The following is a 15,709-nucleotide window of genomic DNA, read 5'->3' as shown; positions in this document are numbered from 1 at the left end:
CCGCCTGACCCCACACTCCAGCCGACCTCGCCGACTGCCGCCGAGGTCCGCTGCAGCGCGTCCGTCGAGTTCCAGTGCGGGTGACTATTTTCCGGTCAGGCCGGCGCGACCCGGTGGGCGGCGCCGTGGCCTGTCGCCCGCTCGATCTCGTCAACCAGCGCCGGGCTCGCGGCGTCGGCACGGATCCGTGCGCCGAGCGTCTCCGCTGCCTGCTTCAGCGCGGCATCACCGAGCAACCGCTGGACGGCGGTCGCGATCCGGTCCGGGCTCGCAGAAGGCCGCAGGCTCAGCACCGCACCGTGCCTGCGCGCGCGGACCACGTTGTCCCCCTGGTCGCGCCCCATCGGCAGGCACAGCGTCGGGACGCCGGCGGCCAGTGCCTTCATGAGAGTGCCGTGACCGGCGTGCGTGATCACGGCGTCGGCCTGCGCGAACAGACGCGCGTGGGAGGCTGCCCGGACGACGGCGATGCGGTCGGTGCCCGGTAGGTCCGCGGGGTCGACCATCGGCCCCGTGGGGACGACCGCCCGCACCGGCAGGCGCGACAGTGCGGCGACGATGCGGCGCAGCAGGTCGCCCTGGCGCTGGTAGGTGCTGGACAGACCGGCCACGACCAGCGGCTCGGGTCCGGCCGGGGGCGCGACGGCTTCGGCCCACGCCGGGTCGTCGAGCACCGGGCCGACGTAACGGACGTTGCCGGGCAGCTGCGCGGGCAGGTCGAACGCCGGTGAGGTGAGGACGAGCACCCGCGCCGCGCGGTCCCACTGCCCCCACAGCTCCGGGAGCGGGTCCAGGCCCAGGTCCCTGCGTGCGGCGTTCAGCGCGGGGAGCCCGCGATCCCACAGCCGGCCGGCGACCGCGGACAGCGCGCGGTCGCGGACGCGCCCCAGGGGACCGCGGGCCGGCGGCAGGCCGGAGCCGAAGGGCGGGAGTCCCGGCGCGGGCCTGTTGTAGATGTTGGAGCACAGCGCGACCGCGGGCACGCCGCGGGACTCGGCACCCAGGAGGGCGCCGAGCAGGACGCCGCTGGCCACCACGACGTCGGTGGGCCGGGCGGCCAGCTGCTCGCGGACCTCGGCGGCGAAGGCGCCGGCCGGACCGGCCACCAGCCGGTCGAGGATCCGGTGCAGCACCTGCGGCGGGGTCCGGCACTCCGTGTCGTCGATCAGGTCGCGCTCGCCCGCACTGCGCCGGTGGGGCGCCTCACGCCAGGCGACGAAGGCGGCGCCGGTCGCCGCGACGTCGCGCTCCAGGGTCGGGTCTGCGAGCACCGTGACGGCATGCCCGCGGGCGCGGAGCCGGCGCACCACGCCGACCTCGGCCGGAACGGTGCCGCCGCCGTCCCACAGTGCCACCAGGACGTTCACGGGGTTCCTCCTCAGGAGGTGGGGGCCAGTGCGGCCCGGACCAGGGACGTCAGGACGGCCGTGGTCTCGGTCCGTGAGTGGCCGAGGTCGCGGCGCAGCAGCTTCCAGGTGCCGACGTCGGTGGCGGCGTAGAGAGCGGCCACGGCGCGGCGGCGGGCCCGGGCTCCGGCCGGCAGCTGCCCGGCGAAGGTCGACTCGAGCCACGCGGTGTGCAGGGCACGGGCCCGGCGCACCCCCTCGGCCAGGGCCGGGATCCGCTCGGCGGCCGCCTGCATGCGGACGTTGGCGTCGCCCAGGGCCTCGTACTGCCGGACGATTCCCCGGACGGCGGCCACGACGTCCCCGGGGGGCACGGGGCCGCGCAGCGCCTCGACCTCGGGGCGCAGCTGGTCGACGAGGGCCACCAGCAGGCCCTCCTTGGAGGTGAAGTGGTTGAGCAGCGTCTGCTGGGTGACCCCGGCCGTGGCCGCGACCTCGGCGAGCCGCACCTCGTCGTAGGGCAGGTCGACGAAGCGGTCGCGGGCGACGGCGAGGATCCGGGCCCGCGTGCGCTCGGCAGCCCCGGCCCGTGTCGTCGAACTCGCGGGTGTGGTCGCAGTCACACCGGCATCGTGATCGGCATTTGGGTCGAGGTCAAGCGACAATTTGAGTTTGACCCAAGCCTGTTGTGCCCTCGGTGCGGCTCAGATGTGCGGGCCGGGGAGGTAGGACAGCCGGGCGCGGCGGCGCAGGATGGCCTTGCGCGTGCCATCGGCGTGCAGCTGCAACCGGGCCAGCTCCCAGCCGCCGGTGTCCGCCTGCAGGCTCAGCATGGTCGCCGCTGCGGACCGGGACGTGCCCGGCGGGATCCGCAGCGGCGCGAACTCGTAGTCCCCGGCCGCCTCCACCCGGCCGATGGTGCCACGCCGTTCGCCGGACCGTCACCCACCGGACACCCGCCGAGCCGGGCCCCGGGGGCGGCGGCAGGATGGACGGGACCAGCCCGCACGACCGAGGAGGACACGTGACCGAGCCCGGTACCGACGGCGCGAACGACGCCGACCGCGCCGAGCAGGACGCCCTGCTCGAGCCGCCGGCCCCGGCGACCGCCGCGGCCGCGACCCCGCCGGCGGGTGACGTCCCGGAGGCCGACGCGCTGGAGCAGCAGCTGGCCGCGCGCCCGGGCGAGTCCGGCCGGCCCACCGCCCTGGGCTACCGGGAGGCCGACGACGCCGACGTGCTCGAGCAGGAGGCCGAGGTCCCCCTGGACGAGGACGAGCGCACCACCTGACCGCAGCCGCCGGAGCCGTCCGGCACGCCCGGCCCGTCGCACCCGACCGGGTGTCGTGCCGCCCGGACCGCGGCGCCGAGCAGGCATGCTGCCGTCCGTGTGGATCGTGGTCTCGCTGGTCGTCGCCGTCCTCGCGCCCCTGGTGGGCTTCGCCGTCGGAGGGCGACGGTTCTGGGCGACCGTCGGCACCGAGGCGCCGGCCGGGCTGCTCGAACGGCACGGGCTGCAGGCCGGGGACTCGCTGGCGGTCCAGCGGGCGATGGCCCGCGGCCGGCGCGCCGAGGAGGAGCGGCTGCGGCCCGCGGTCGTCGACTGGGCCCGCACGGTCCTGCGGTCGGTCGACGAGCAGGAGCGCGCGCACCCGCGCCGCCGGGGCATCGCGGTCGGCATGACGGTGCTGGGCGGCGCGGCGCTGGTGCTCGCCGTCGTCCTCGCGATCGCCGACGGGGGCGCCGGCGCCGGCTTCTGGCTGGTCGCCGTCCTGTCGCTCGGGCTGCTGCTCAACCTGGCCGCGCTGCCCCGGGTGCTGCGCCGCAACCTCAGCCGGGCGGTCGCCGCCAACATCTGACGGGGTTCCCCCGGGAGCGGTCATGTGGTTAGGCTTCCCTAACTCGATCGCCTCGGAGGGGACCATGAGCAGCTCGACCGGCTCCGGACCGGCCGCCGCCCCGGCCGCCGCGGACTCGCCCGCCGCCCCCGCCGAGCGGGCCCGCACGGCCGCCGCCCGCACCGCGGCCGCGCTGTGCGTGGCCGGCCGCGAGCCGGCCCGGCCGCTGGCGCACGCAGTCACCGCCGACGGCCGGCTGCTGCTGCTCGTGCGGTCCGACGGCGAGACCGCCGCCGCCGTCGAGGCCGGCCCCGGCAGGGACGTGAGCGCGCTGCTCATGGTCTGCGACCGCGCGCCGGTGCCGCTGCGCGACCCGGTCCGCGCCCGGCTGTGGCTGTCGGGCTGGCTCACCCCGGTGCCGCCGCACGACCTGCGGGCCGCCGCGCTGGCGTTCGCCGACGTCCGCCCCGTCGGCGACCTGCTCGACGTCGGCTCCGGCGTCACCCTGCTGCGGCTGGACCTGGCCGAGGTCGTGCTGCGCGAGGGCGAGCGCTGCACCGAGGTGAGCCCCGGGGAGTTCGCCGCCGCCCGGCCCGACCCGCTCCTGCCGGTCGAGACCCGGATGCTCACCCACGTCGACCGCTGCCACCCCGAGGTGCTCGCCGCGCTGGGCCGGCTGCTCCCGGGGGGAACGGCCGCCGGGGACGACGTCGTCCGCCCGCTCGCCCTGGACCGGTTCGGCTACCGGCTGCGCGTCGAGCACCCCGCCGGCGGCCACACCGACGTCCGGGTGCCCTTCCCGCGGCCGCTCACCTGCGCCGGGCAGTTGCACACCGCCACCCAGCACCTGCTCCGGACCGCGGGCTGACCTACGGCTGCTCGTCGAGGGTCTCGGCGAGCAGCCGGGCCAGCCGCGTGCGGCGGGGCCGCACGTCGACCTCCCGCACCGCCCGCGCCAGCGCCGCGCCCGACGCGTGCACGATCGACAGGTGCGACTGCGCGCGGGTCAGCGCGGTGTAGACCAGGGGCCGCGACAGCATCCCGCCGGCCTCCGGCGGCAGCACGACGACGACGCCGGGCCACTCCGAGCCCTGCGCGCGGTGCACGGTGATCGCCCAGCCGTGCCGGAGGTCGCCCAGCGCGTTCGTCGGCACGGTGACCGGCCCGGAGGCGAAGGCCACGTCCAGCGACCCGTCCCCGGTGCCGGTGACCACGCCGGTCTCGCCGTTGGCGAAGCCGATCGGCTCGAGATCCAGGTGGTTGGCGGTGGCCACCACCCGGTCGCCCACGTCGAAGCCCCACACCGTGCCCTCGCCCGGGTTCAGCTTCTCCTTGAGCGCCTTATTCAGCTCGATGGTGCCGGCCGGCCCGCGGTGCACCGGCGTCACGACCTGCACCGTTGCCGGATCGATCCGCAGCGCCCGCGGGATGGAGTCGGTGACCAGCTGGACGACGCGGCGGGCGGCCTCGGCGCTGCCCGTCGCCGGGACGACGACCACCTCCCGGTCGGGGGAGTCGACCGGCGGCAGCTCGCCGGCGCGCACCGCGTTGGCCAGCCGCGCGATCGCCCCGCCCTCGGCCTGCCGGTACAGCGTGGTCAGCTCGGTCACCGGGACGGCGCCGGAGTCGATCAGGTCGCCGAGCACGTGGCCGGGCCCGATCGAGGGCAGCTGCGCCGGGTCGCCGACCAGCACCAGGTGCGTGCCGTCCGGGCAGGCCTCGAGCAGCGCCGCGGTGAGCTCGACGTCGAGCATCGAGGCCTCGTCGACCACGACGACGTCGGCATCGAGCGGCCACTCCTCGTTGCGGGCGAACCCCCCGGTCGTGCCCTGCGCGCCCAGCAGCCGGTGCACCGTGACCGCCGGGTGGTCGGTGAGCTCCTCCAGCCGCTTGGCCGCCCGCCCGGTCGGCGCGGCCAGCGCCACCTCGCTGCCCTTGGCCGCGAGCAGCTTCACGACGGCGGCCACGGTGCGGCTCTTGCCGGTGCCCGGGCCGCCGGTCAGCAGCGAGACGCCGGCCCCCAGCACGGCCGCGACGGCCTTCTTCTGCGCCTCGTCCAGCCCCTTGGCCACCGAGCGGACGGCGGCCGGGTCGGCGATCCGCTCCGCGGTGGCCACCAGCCGGGCGACGTTCTCGGCCACGGCCTCCTCCGCCATGCCGTAGCGGGCCAGCGACAGCATCCGCAGCGAGGGGTCGGGCTCGGGCGGCTCCTCGTCCGCCTCCTCGTCCCATTCCGGCTCCGGCGGGTCGTGCTCCAGCACCTCGCCGGAGTCCACCGCGGCGACGACCGCCGCCGCGGGGTCCGTAACACCCTCCGCGCGCAGCGCCGCCACCACGAGGTCGACCGGCAGCACGGTGTGCCCGTCCCGGGTCGCCGTCCGCAGGGTGAGGGCCACGATCGCCCGGCCGCGGCGGGTGTCCTGCCGGTCGGCGCCGGGCAGCAGCGCGATGGCCAGCCGGTCGGCGTCGCCCAGCCCCACGCCGGTCAGCCCGAGCAGCGCCCACGGGTCGTCGCGCAGCCGCCGGGACGCGTCCGGTCCCAGCGCGTCGGCGGCACCGGCGGCCAGCTTCGCGTCCAGCCCGGCGCCGACCAGCAGCGCGACCACGTCGTAGGTCGGCGCCGCGGACAGGAAGCCGGAGAACAGCCGCTCGGCGCGCTGCTTGCCCACCCGCGGGAGCTTGAGCAGCCTGGCCGCGGTCACGTCGTCGGCGGTGGTGATGCCGGCCGCGGGCAGCTCGGCCGCCGCCCGCTTGCCCAGCCCCGGCCACAGCCCGGCGGCGCAGAACGCGGCGAAGACCCGGTCGTCGGGGACGGGCGTGCTCACCGGCGCTCCGGATAGGCGAAGTGCGGCGCGGAGACGTCCTCCAGCGCCGTCCGGATGGCGGCCGGCAGGCGCACGCCCTCGGCGTCGAGGGACGCCTGCAGCTGGGCGGCGGTGCGCGCGCCGACGACGGGCGCGACGACCCCGGGCCGGTCGCGCACCCACGCCAGGGCGACGGCCAGCGGGGAGGTGCCCAGGCCCTCGGCGGCGGTGATGACGGCCTCGACGATCCGGTCGGCGTCGGGGGAGCGCAGCTGGTCGATGAAGCCCTGCCACTGCGGCGACGCCCCACGGGACTCGGTCGGGGTGCTGTGCCGGTACTTGCCGGTGAGCAGGCCGCGGCCCAGCGGCGACCAGGCCAGCACGCCGAGGCCCAGGGCCTCCGCGGCCGGCACCACCTCGCGCTCGACCCCGCGCTGCAGCAGCGAGTACTCGACCTGGGTGCTGACCAGCGGCACCCGGCCCGGCCACGCCCGCTGCCAGGTGGCGGCCTGGGCGGTCTGCCAGCCGGTGAAGTTGCTGATGCCGACGTAGCGGGTGCGGCCGGAGGCGACCGCGGTGTCGCAGGCGGCCAGCGTCTCCTCGATCGGGGCGTGCTCGTCCCAGGCGTGCAGCTGCCACAGGTCGACGTGGTCCAGGCCCAGCCGGTCCAGCGAGGCGTCGAGCGCGGCCAGCAGGTGCCCCCGCGAGGCCCCGCGGCCCATCGGCCCGGGCCCGGTGCGGCCCACGGCCTTGGTGGCGACCAGGACCTCCGAGCGCGGGACGACGTCGGACAGCAGCCGGCCCAGGGTGCGCTCGCTCTCGCCGTCGCAGTAGACGTCCGCGGTGTCCACGAGCGTGCCACCGGCGTCGACGAAGGCCGTGAGCTGCATCGCGGCCTCGTCCTCGTCGGTGTCCCGGCCCCAGGTCATGGTGCCCAGCGCCAGCCGGGAGACGACCAGGCCGCTGCGCCCCAGCGCCCGTTGTTCCACGAGGTGCCAACCTACCGGCGGCACCGGACGCGGGGCCGGGGCGCGCGGGCCCGCTGGGGACGGCGTGCCGGGCGGGCCGCCCGGGACCGGCCGCCTAGGGTGGGACCCCGTGCCCATGCAGTCGCCCGAGCGCGCAGACCGTTCCCCGGCGCCCCCGACGGCGGAGGGCTGAGGCGCGGTGGGCTGGTTCGAGGCCTTCGTCCTGGGGCTGGTGCAGGGGCTCACCGAGTTCATCCCGGTCTCCTCCAGCGCGCACCTGCGCGTGGTGGGGGAGGCCTTCGGCTGGGACGACCCGGGGGCGGCGTTCACCGCGATCATCCAGATCGGCACCGAGCTCGCCGTGCTGCTCTACTTCCGCACCGACATCTGGCGGATCGTCCGGCAGTGGGTGCGGGCGCTGTTCGACCGCGAGCTGCGCGGCGATCCCGACGCCCGGATGGGCTGGCTGATCATCGTCGGCAGCATCCCGATCGTCGTCCTCGGCCTGCTGTTCCAGGACGACATCGAGACGACGCTGCGCGACCTGCGGATCGTCGCGATCTCCCTCGTGGCCTTCTCGCTGGTCCTCTACTGGGCCGATCGCGTGGGCCGCAAGCGGCGCGAGCTCAGCGACCTGACCGTGCGCTCGGGGCTGACCTTCGGGCTGGCGCAGGCCATGGCGCTGGTGCCCGGCGTCTCCCGCTCCGGCGGCACGATCACCGCCGGGCTGTTCCTCGGGTTCACCCGGTCGGCGGCCGCGCGGTACTCCTTCCTGCTGGCCATCCCGGCCGTCCTCGGCTCGGGCGGCTTCCAGGCCTACGAGGCGCTGAGCGGGCAGACGCAGGGGAGGCCGATCGCGTGGGGGCCGACGGTGCTCGCGACGGCCGTCTCCTTCGCCGTCGGCTACGTCGTCATCGCCTGGCTGCTGCGCTACCTCGACCGCGGCAGCTTCACGCCGTTCGTCGTCTACCGCGTCGTCCTCGGGCTGGCGCTGCTGGCGCTGGTCGGCGCCGGGGTCCTGGACCCGCTGCCGCCGGAGACGGTGCCCTGACCCGGCCGCTGACCAGCGCCTAGGCTCGGCGCCGTGACCACCGTCATCCTGCTGCGGCACGGCCGGACGACGGCCAACACCGGCGGCGTCCTCGCCGGCTGGACCCCGGGCGTTCAGCTCGACGAGACCGGGCAGGCGCAGGTGGCCGCGATCGGTCAGCGGCTGGCGCCGGTGCCGCTCGCCGCGGTGGTCAGCAGCCCGCTGGAGCGCTGCCAGGCCACCGCCGCGGCCGTCCTCGCCGGCCGCGACCTGGAGCTGCGGACCGACGACCGGCTCGGCGAGGCCCGCTACGGCGACTGGACCGGCCGCCCGCTCAAGGAGCTGGTCAAGGAGCCGCTGTGGAAGGTGGTCCAGGCCCACCCCTCGGCCGCCGTCTTCCCCGGGCCGGAGGGCGAGGGGCTGGCCGGGACGCAGGCGCGCGCGGTCGCCGCCGTCCGCGAGTGGAACGCCCGGCTCGGCCCCGACGCGGTCTGGCTGGCCTGCTCGCACGGCGACGTCATCAAGGCCGTGCTCGCCGACGCCCTCGGCCTGCACCTGGACCAGTTCCAGCGGATCGTCGTCGACCCGGCGTCCATCTCGGTCGTCAGCTACACCGAGACCCGTCCGTTCGTCCTGCGGCTCAACGACACCGGCGGCGACGTGGGCGCCCTGGTCCCGCCGCCGCCCAGGAAGGGACGGCGCCGCCGCAGGGCCGGCTCCGACGCGGTCGTCGGCGGCGGGGCGGGTGCTCCCGTCTGACCTGCGGCGGCTCGTCACCGGGCCCGCGTAACCTGGCAGCGTGCCGCGCCAGGTCCACCTCTTCGAACGCCCGTCCCGGTTCGTCGCGGGGACGGTCGGCCAGCCCGGCGACCGCACCTTCTACCTGCAGGCCTCCGACGACGCCGGGCGGGTGGTGAGCGTCGCGCTGGAGAAGAGCCAGGTGCAGGTGCTGGCCGACCGCATGGCCGAGCTGCTCGACGAGGTCGCCTCCCGACCGGGGGCCGCCGTCCCGCCCGACGCCGACGTCGACGACCTGGAGCCGCTCACGCCGCCGGTCGACGAGGAGTTCCGCGTCGCCGCGATGGGCCTGGCGTGGGACGCCGACGCCCAGGCCGTCGTCGTCGAGGCCGTCGCCGCCGGCGAGGAGCCGATCGACGAGGACGCCATCCTCTCCGACAGCGACGAGGGGCCCGACGCGCTGCGGGTGACCATCGGTCCCGGCGCGGCGCGGGCGTTCGTGGCGCGCGCCCGGCGGGTGGTCGCCGCCGGCCGGCCCGCCTGCCCGCTGTGCTCGCTGCCGCTGGACCCGACCGGGCACGTCTGCCCCCGGCAGAACGGCTACCGGCGCTGAGCCGGCGCCGACCTCCACGCCCGGGGGACGCCCGATGAGCGAGCAGCCGGCCGGCGCCGACCCGGACCTGCGCGCGCCCGGCGGCACCGAGGAGGCCCGGCGGCTGCTGGTCGCCGGGGAGATCGACGTCGAGGGCCGGATGCTCGACGCCTCCAACGTCACGCTGTTCGGCACCATCCGCTGCGACGACCTGGCCGCCGAGTGCGTCTACAAGCCGGTGGCGGGCGAGCGGCCGCTGTGGGACTTCCCCGACGGCACCCTCGCCGGGCGCGAGGTCTCCGCCGCGCTGGTCTCCGAGGCCACCGGCTGGGACGTCGTCCCGCCGACGGTGCTGCGCGAGGGCCCGTTCGGCCCGGGCATGGTCCAGCTGTGGGTGGACGGCGACGAGTCGGTCGACCTGGCCGCCTTCGTGCGCACCGACCACCCCGGGCTGCGGCGGATGGCGGTGTTCGACGCCGTCGTCAACAACGCCGACCGCAAGGGCGGGCACATCATCCCGATGCCCGACGGGCACGTGTACGGCGTCGACCACGGCATCTGCTTCTCCCCGGACCCCAAGCTGCGCACCCTGCTGTGGCGCTGGGCCGGCAGGCCGCTGCCCGTGGCCGCGCTGGAGGTCCTCGAGCGGCTGGCCGACGACCTGCGCGGCGACCTCGGCGAGCGGCTGCACGAGCACCTCACGCGCCGCGAGGTGCGCGCCACGCAGCAGCGCGTCGCCGAGCTGCTGCGCACGCAGCTGCACCCGGAGCCCAGCGGGGAGTGGCCGGCGCTCCCCTGGCCGCCGTTCTGAGCACTTCGCGGTCCTCCGGACCGCACCGCGGCCAGGTGCCGTCCCGGCCTGCGCTGAGCACGTCCGTCGCACCGCGCCGGGAGCCCTCCGGGCTCCGCGACGCGGCACGACCACTCGCAGGGGCGGACCGCGTCCCTATGTTGGGCAGATGCCGCATCGCAGCCGCCTGGCGATCCTGCTGCTCGACCTGCCGCCGGAGCACCACGTCGCGGGCCGGGACTTCTGGTCGGCCGCCACCGGGCGGCCCGCTGCCGGGCGGTCCGCTGCCGGCGACGCCGGTGACGCGGACTGGGCGTCGCTGGGGTCCTTCGCCGGCGGGTTCCACGTCGAGGTGCAGCGCACGGGGGAGGGGACGCCGCCGCGCTGGCACGTCGACGTGGAGACCGACGACGTCCCCGCCGAGGTCAGCCGGCTGGAGGCGCTGGGCGCCCGTCGGCTGCGGGACATGGGGTCGTTCTGGCAGATGACCGACCCGGCCGGCCTGGTCTTCTGCGTCGTCGGCGTCCAGACCGGCGAGGTCTTCGACGAGCACGCCGTCACCTGGCCGTGAGCACCTCCCGCGTCACCGCGCACCTGGCCGCGCCGCGGGACGCGGTCTACCGCGCCCTCACCGATCCCGACCTGATCGCCGCCTGGCGGTTCCCCGAGGGGATGACCAGCGCCGTCGAGCGGCTCGGCGACGGGGTGTTCCGGGTCTTGCTCACCTACGACGACCCCGCCGTCCCCGGCAAGAGCGGCGGGCACACCGACACCTACCGGGCCCGCTTCGCCCGGCTGGTCCCCGGTGAGCTGGTGGTGGAGGTCGACGAGTTCGAGACCGACGTCCCCGAGCTGCGCGGCGACATGACGACGACGATCACCCTCCACGACGCCGCGGGCGGTACGGCGCTGACCGCGGTCCACGAGGGCGTGCCCGACGGGGTTCCGCCCGAGCAGAACGAGGAGGGCTGGCGGATGGCGCTGGCGCGCCTCGCCCGACTGCTGGAGGCCTGACCCGGGTGGGGGACGACCCGGCGGTGACGTCGGTGCCCGCCTCTACTCTCGACGACGTGCTCTCCTGGCCCGCCCCGCTCCTGCCGATCCTCCCCGGCACCGGCCCCGCGCTCCGGCTGCACGACACCGCGCGGGGCGAGGTGGTGGCCACCGGCCCCGACCGCACGGCCCGCATGTACGTCTGCGGGATCACCCCTTACGACGCCACGCACCTCGGGCACGCGGCCACCTACCTCGCCTTCGACCTGGTCAACCGGCTGTGGCGGGACGCCGGGCACGCCGTCCACTACGTGCAGAACGTCACCGACATCGACGATCCGCTGCTGGAGCGCGCCGACCGCGACGGCGAGGACTGGGTCGTCCTCGGCATGCGGGAGACCGCGCTGTTCCGCGAGGACATGACGGCGCTGCGCGTCCTGCCCCCGGACGACTACGTCGGCGCGGTCGAGTCCATCCCGCGGATCGTGGCGCACATCGAGTCCCTGCTGGACGAGGGCCTGGCCTACGCGCTCGACGACGGCACCGGTGACGTCTACCACGACGTCGCCCAGGCGCCCGGCTTCGGCGGCGAGTCCCGCTACGACGAGGCGACCATGCTGGGCTTCTTCGCCGAGCGCGGTGGCGACCCCGACCGGGCCGGCAAGCGCAACCGCCTGGATCCGCTGCTGTGGCGCGGGCAGCGGCCCGGTGAGCCCTCGTGGCCCGGCCCCCGCGGCACCGCCGGCCGGCCCGGCTGGCACATCGAGTGCGCCACCATCGCGCTGGAGACCATCGGCATGGCCTTCGACGTGCAGGGCGGCGGCAGCGACCTGGTCTTCCCGCACCACGAGTACTCCGCCGTCCACGCCGAGGCGCTGACCGCCACGAAGCCGTTCGCGCGGGCCTACGTGCACGCGGCGATGATCGGCCTGGACGGCGAGAAGATGAGCAAGAGCCGCGGCAACCTGGTGTTCGTCTCCAAGCTGCGCGGCGAGGGCGTCGACCCGATGGCGATCCGGCTGGCACTGCTGTCGGGGCACTACCGCACGGACCGGGCGTGGACGCCGCAGCTGCTGGCCGACGCCGAGCGGCGGCTGGCCACCTGGCGGCGGGCCGTCGCCCTGCCCGCCGGTGCCGCGGCCGCGCCGGTGCTCACGGCGCTGCGCGACCGGCTGGCCGACGACCTGGACAGCCCCGGCGCGATCGCCGTCGTGGACGACTGGGCGGCGCGCACCCTCACCGCCGGTGACCACCCGGCACTGGAGGAGGGGGCGCCCGGCATCGTCTGCGACGCCGTCGACGCCCTGCTCGGGGTGGCGCTGGACCCGGGCGCGGCGGGTACGGCGCCGGACCCGGGCGCGGCGTTGCAGGAGGGTTGATGGGCGGCTTCCGGAGCACCGACCGCGCCGCCCGCGAGCAGGAGGAGGAGCGCCTGGCGGCCTCCGCCGCCCGTTCGTCGGCCAGCCGGGGGCGGGCGCGCCACGAGCCGGAGGACGCCCTGCGCACCGCCTTCGAGCGCGACCGCGACCGGATCCTGCACGCCAAGGCGTTTCGCCGGCTCAAGCACAAGACGCAGGTCTTCCTCAACCCCGACGGCGACCACTTCGTCACCCGGCTCACCCACACCCTGCAGGTCGACCAGGTGGCGCGGGCCCTGGCCCGGGCGCTGGGGCTCAACGAGACCCTGGCCGAGGCGATCGCGCTGGGCCACGACCTGGGCCACTCGCCGTTCGGCCACATCGGCGAGGACGCCCTGGAGCCCTACGTGCCCGGCGGCTGGCACCACGCGGCGCAGGGGGTGCGGATCGTCGAGGTGCTCGAGGACCTCAACCTGACCTGGGAGGTGCGCGACGGCATCCGGGCGCACAGCTGGAAGATCAGTCCGCCGCCGGCCACCCGCGAGGCCGAGTGCGTGCGCTACGCCGACCGGATCGGCTACCTGTCCCACGACGCGCTCGACGCCGTCCGCGCCGGGGTGCTGCGCCCCGGTGACCTGCCGGCGCGGGCTCGGGCGGTCTTCGGCGAGCCGGGCAGCGCGATGGTCGGCGCGATGATCGACGCCGTCGTCGCCGGGTCGCTGGCCGACGGCGGCCGGGTGGTGATGGCCGCCGAGCCGTTGGAGGCGATGCACGAGCTGCGCGCCTTCATGTTCGAGCGGGTGTACTCGTCGGAGACCGCAGCCGGGCAGAAGCAGCTGGCCGTCGACGTGATCCGCCGGCTCGTCGACCACCACCTGGCCCATCCCCGGCTCATCCCGGCCAGCTACCGCGACGCCGCCGCTGACCTCACCACCCAGGTCGTCGACCACGTGTCGGGGATGACCGACCGGTTCGCCCTCACCACGCACGACCGGCTGTTCGACGGGGACGCCACCGCGCGGATGCGGCCGCTGCTGCCGGTCCGCTGATCCCGGCGTCGGGCGGCGGGGTCTTCCCTCGAGCCGCTGCGGGGGGACATGATGACCGGCCGTGCGCCCCGGGAGAGCCCGCCGGTCGGCGGCGTGGCAGCTGCGTCTCAGCGTGTGCGCGGCCGTGCTGCTCGCCGTCGGGGGAACGACGGCGGTCGCCACGGGCAGCCGCGTGGGCCTGGGGATCGCGGGCGCCGGGCTGCTGTGCCTGCTGGTGGCCCTCGTGCTGGACCTGGCGGGCCGGCCGCTGCGCGACTGGCTGCGCCGGGGCGACCCCGACGCCGCGGCCGAGAGCTTCCGGGTGAGCAGCGAGCGCGCCGACCGCGACTGAGGGACCGGACCGGAGGACCGCGGCCCCGGGAGCGCCGGCGTCAGGACCTGCCGGCTCCGGCCAGCCCGCGCCCGAGCCAGTTCCCGAGCGCGTCGTCCCCGGCGTGGCCCTCCGGGGAGACGAGGACGTACCCGTCCAGCTGCCTGCCGCCGAGCGTCATCGGTGCGACGTGCGGTTCGGCGAGGGCCGCGGGGGCGGCGTCGACGCCCACGCGCACCATCAGCGCGTCGCGGGTGACCCCGCAGCACATCCGGCCGCCGACCATGAACGACAGCCCGCCGCCGACCATCCGCTTCTCCTCGACGTCGTCGCGGCCGGCCAGCGCACGGCGGACCCGCGCGGCGAGCTCCTGCGAGTACGGCACGCGTCAGCCCTCCACCACGCCGATGTGCACGGTGCCGTCGGCGTCGACCCGCAGCCCCGGGTTGTGCGCGATCTCCCACCGCACGCCGCCGGGGTCGGTGAGGTAGGCGTGGAAGCCGCCGAACGCGGCCTGCTGCGGCGGCTTCACGACGCGGGCTCCGGCCGCCTCGGCGTCGGCCACCACCTGCCGGACCTCCTCGGGGCTGCCGACGTTGTGCGCCAGGGTGAACCCGCCGCCGACGACGACGTCCCCGGCCGGCACCCCCATGTCCGCGGCCAGATCGGCGGCACCGAACAGGGCGAGCAGCAGGCCGGCGTTCACCTGGACGAACAGCACCTCGCCGGGCACGTCCAGGGCCGGTGTCCAGCCCAGCCCGTCGACGTAGAAGCGGCGGGCGGCGTCCAGGTCGGGGACGGCGACGGTGAGCAGGTCCAGGCGTGGCTGCATGACCTCCACCCTGGCAGCCCCCACCGACGAGATCTGCACACTCGTCGGCATCAGGCGCCGATGGCGACGAGTGTGCAGCCCCCACCGACGAGATCTGCACACTCGTCGGCATCAGGCGCCGATGGCGACGAGTGTGCAGATCTCGACGAGGGGACCGGGGGCTAGTTGGGGGAGGAGCCGCGGCGGCGGAGGTAGCGCTCGAACTCCCGGGCGATCGAGTCCCCGTTGGCCTGGGAGAGGTCGACCTCGGTGGCCCGCTCCTCCAGCGAGCGCACGTACTCGACGACCTCGTCGTCCTCCTGGGCCATCTCGTCGACGGTCTTGACCCATTCCTCGGCCTGCTGCGGCAGCGCGCCGAGCGGCACCGTCAGCTCAAGGACCTCCTCCACCCGCTGGAGCAGGGCGACGGTCGCCCGCGGGGAGGGCGGCTGGGAGACGTAGTGGGGGACGGCCGCCCAGAAGCTGATCGCCGGCAGGCCGGCCTGCACGCAGGCGTCCTGGAAGACGCCGAGGATGCCGGTGGGTCCCTCGTAGCGGGAGGTCTCCAGCCCCCACCGCTCGGCGGACTCGGTGTCGTAGGCCGACCCCGTCACCGGCACCGGGCGGGTGTGCGGGGTGTCGGCCAGGAGCGCGCCCAGGGCGACGACGTTCCGCACGTCGAGCTCCCGGCAGAGCTCGATCAGCTCGTCGCAGAAGCTGCGCCAGCGCATGTTGGGCTCGATGCCGCGGATGAGGACGACGTCGCGATCGGAGCCGGGCGGGCGGGCGACCGACACGCGGGTGGTGGGCCACTCGATGCGCCGGCTCACCCCACCGACGAGCGAGACCGTGGGCCGGTTGACCTGGAAGTCGTAGTAGTCCTCGGGGTCGAGCGCGGCCAGCGGGCTGGCGTCCCAGATGAGCTCGAGGTGCTCCAGCGCCCCGGTGGCCGCGTCGCCGGCGTCGTTCCAGCCCTCGAAGGCCACCACCACCACGGGGTCGGTGAGCTCGGGCAGGTCCTCGGACGGGGACTTCGGGTCCATCACCCCTGGAAGCCTACGTCGGTCCGGGCCGCCGTCCCC

General features: G+C 76.1%; 20 protein-coding genes. 12 read left to right on the top strand and 8 right to left on the bottom strand.

Annotation, left to right across the window (positions count from 1 at the left end; all coding sequences use genetic code 11):
* Window positions 1-95: 95 nt before the first annotated feature.
* From ACK586_RS21275 to ACK586_RS21265, 3 genes are all read right to left on the bottom strand, one after another.
* Window positions 96-1,367, bottom strand: coding sequence for a glycosyltransferase (locus ACK586_RS21275; protein WP_409332508.1), 1,272 nt, complete (start codon window positions 1,365-1,367; stop codon window positions 96-98).
* An 11-nt stretch (window positions 1,368-1,378) separates the two neighbouring features.
* Window positions 1,379-1,969, bottom strand: a complete 591-nt coding sequence (locus ACK586_RS21270) for a TetR/AcrR family transcriptional regulator (protein ID WP_409332507.1) — start codon at window positions 1,967-1,969, stop codon at window positions 1,379-1,381.
* An 81-nt stretch (window positions 1,970-2,050) separates the two neighbouring features.
* Window positions 2,051-2,254: a DUF5703 family protein gene (locus ACK586_RS21265; RefSeq protein ID WP_409332506.1), complete on the bottom strand. Its 204-nt coding sequence runs from the start codon at window positions 2,252-2,254 to the stop codon at window positions 2,051-2,053.
* A gap of 116 nt (window positions 2,255-2,370) precedes the next feature.
* Here ACK586_RS21265 and ACK586_RS21260 point away from each other — a divergent pair, with 116 nt between their 5' ends.
* From ACK586_RS21260 to ACK586_RS21250, 3 genes are all read left to right on the top strand, one after another.
* A complete protein-coding gene (locus ACK586_RS21260) occupies window positions 2,371-2,637 on the top strand; it encodes a hypothetical protein (protein ID WP_409332505.1) in 267 nt (88 codons plus the stop codon).
* An 85-nt stretch (window positions 2,638-2,722) separates the two neighbouring features.
* Window positions 2,723-3,205, top strand: coding sequence for a hypothetical protein (locus ACK586_RS21255; protein WP_409332504.1), 483 nt, complete (start codon window positions 2,723-2,725; stop codon window positions 3,203-3,205).
* A gap of 64 nt (window positions 3,206-3,269) precedes the next feature.
* Window positions 3,270-4,052, top strand: coding sequence for a DUF2470 domain-containing protein (locus tag ACK586_RS21250; protein ID WP_409332503.1), 783 nt, complete (start codon window positions 3,270-3,272; stop codon window positions 4,050-4,052).
* Between the two features lies 1 nt (window position 4,053).
* Here ACK586_RS21250 and ACK586_RS21245 read toward each other — a convergent pair whose 3' ends face one another.
* Together ACK586_RS21245 and ACK586_RS21240 are read right to left on the bottom strand one after the other, a co-directional pair.
* Entirely contained in the window at window positions 4,054-6,009 is a 1,956-nt protein-coding gene (locus ACK586_RS21245; protein WP_409332502.1) for an AAA family ATPase, read from the bottom strand.
* Complete coding sequence (locus ACK586_RS21240; RefSeq protein WP_409332501.1) at window positions 6,006-6,977, bottom strand: aldo/keto reductase; 972 nt, start codon at window positions 6,975-6,977, stop codon at window positions 6,006-6,008. The genes ACK586_RS21245 and ACK586_RS21240 overlap by 4 nt, the downstream gene beginning before the upstream one ends.
* Window positions 6,978-7,155: 178 nt before the next feature.
* Between ACK586_RS21240 and ACK586_RS21235 the strand changes: the two genes are divergently transcribed.
* From ACK586_RS21235 to ACK586_RS21195, 9 genes are all read left to right on the top strand, one after another.
* A complete protein-coding gene (locus ACK586_RS21235; RefSeq protein WP_409332500.1) occupies window positions 7,156-8,007 on the top strand; it encodes an undecaprenyl-diphosphate phosphatase in 852 nt (283 codons plus the stop codon).
* A gap of 33 nt (window positions 8,008-8,040) precedes the next feature.
* Window positions 8,041-8,745, top strand: a complete 705-nt coding sequence (locus ACK586_RS21230) for a histidine phosphatase family protein (protein ID WP_409332499.1) — start codon at window positions 8,041-8,043, stop codon at window positions 8,743-8,745.
* Window positions 8,746-8,785: 40 nt separating this feature from the next.
* Window positions 8,786-9,337: a DUF3090 family protein gene (locus ACK586_RS21225; RefSeq protein WP_409332498.1), complete on the top strand. Its 552-nt coding sequence runs from the start codon at window positions 8,786-8,788 to the stop codon at window positions 9,335-9,337.
* A gap of 34 nt (window positions 9,338-9,371) precedes the next feature.
* Window positions 9,372-10,127, top strand: a complete 756-nt coding sequence (locus ACK586_RS21220; protein ID WP_409332497.1) for an SCO1664 family protein — start codon at window positions 9,372-9,374, stop codon at window positions 10,125-10,127.
* A 148-nt stretch (window positions 10,128-10,275) separates the two neighbouring features.
* On the top strand, window positions 10,276-10,677 hold the full coding sequence (locus ACK586_RS21215; RefSeq protein WP_409332496.1) for a VOC family protein: 402 nt from the start codon (window positions 10,276-10,278) through the stop codon (window positions 10,675-10,677).
* The gene (locus ACK586_RS21210; RefSeq protein ID WP_409332495.1) at window positions 10,674-11,120 is read left to right on the top strand and encodes an SRPBCC domain-containing protein; all 447 of its coding nucleotides are present in this window, start codon (window positions 10,674-10,676) and stop codon (window positions 11,118-11,120) included. The genes ACK586_RS21215 and ACK586_RS21210 overlap by 4 nt, the downstream gene beginning before the upstream one ends.
* 32 nt (window positions 11,121-11,152) lie before the next feature.
* Window positions 11,153-12,478, top strand: a complete 1,326-nt coding sequence (gene mshC / locus ACK586_RS21205) for a cysteine--1-D-myo-inosityl 2-amino-2-deoxy-alpha-D-glucopyranoside ligase (RefSeq protein ID WP_409332494.1) — start codon at window positions 11,153-11,155, stop codon at window positions 12,476-12,478.
* A complete protein-coding gene (locus ACK586_RS21200) occupies window positions 12,478-13,506 on the top strand; it encodes an HD domain-containing protein (protein ID WP_409332493.1) in 1,029 nt (342 codons plus the stop codon). The genes mshC and ACK586_RS21200 overlap by 1 nt, the downstream gene beginning before the upstream one ends.
* A gap of 61 nt (window positions 13,507-13,567) precedes the next feature.
* Entirely contained in the window at window positions 13,568-13,837 is a 270-nt protein-coding gene (locus ACK586_RS21195; RefSeq protein WP_409332492.1) for a hypothetical protein, read from the top strand.
* 40 nt (window positions 13,838-13,877) lie between these two features.
* Here ACK586_RS21195 and ACK586_RS21190 read toward each other — a convergent pair whose 3' ends face one another.
* From ACK586_RS21190 to ACK586_RS21180, 3 genes are all read right to left on the bottom strand, one after another.
* Window positions 13,878-14,201, bottom strand: coding sequence for a TfoX/Sxy family protein (locus ACK586_RS21190; RefSeq protein WP_409332491.1), 324 nt, complete (start codon window positions 14,199-14,201; stop codon window positions 13,878-13,880).
* A gap of 3 nt (window positions 14,202-14,204) precedes the next feature.
* Window positions 14,205-14,648: a VOC family protein gene (locus ACK586_RS21185; protein ID WP_409332490.1), complete on the bottom strand. Its 444-nt coding sequence runs from the start codon at window positions 14,646-14,648 to the stop codon at window positions 14,205-14,207.
* Between the two features lie 161 nt (window positions 14,649-14,809).
* A complete protein-coding gene (locus ACK586_RS21180; RefSeq protein ID WP_409332489.1) occupies window positions 14,810-15,670 on the bottom strand; it encodes a PAC2 family protein in 861 nt (286 codons plus the stop codon).
* Between the last annotated feature and the right edge of the window lie 39 nt (window positions 15,671-15,709).

The sequence above is a fragment of the Trujillonella humicola genome (assembly GCF_046233715.1).
Taxonomy (GTDB): Bacteria; Actinomycetota; Actinomycetes; order Mycobacteriales; family Geodermatophilaceae; genus Trujillonella; species Trujillonella humicola.
Note: the sequence above shows the minus strand (reverse complement) of the source record. Positions and strands in the feature narration are given on the sequence as shown.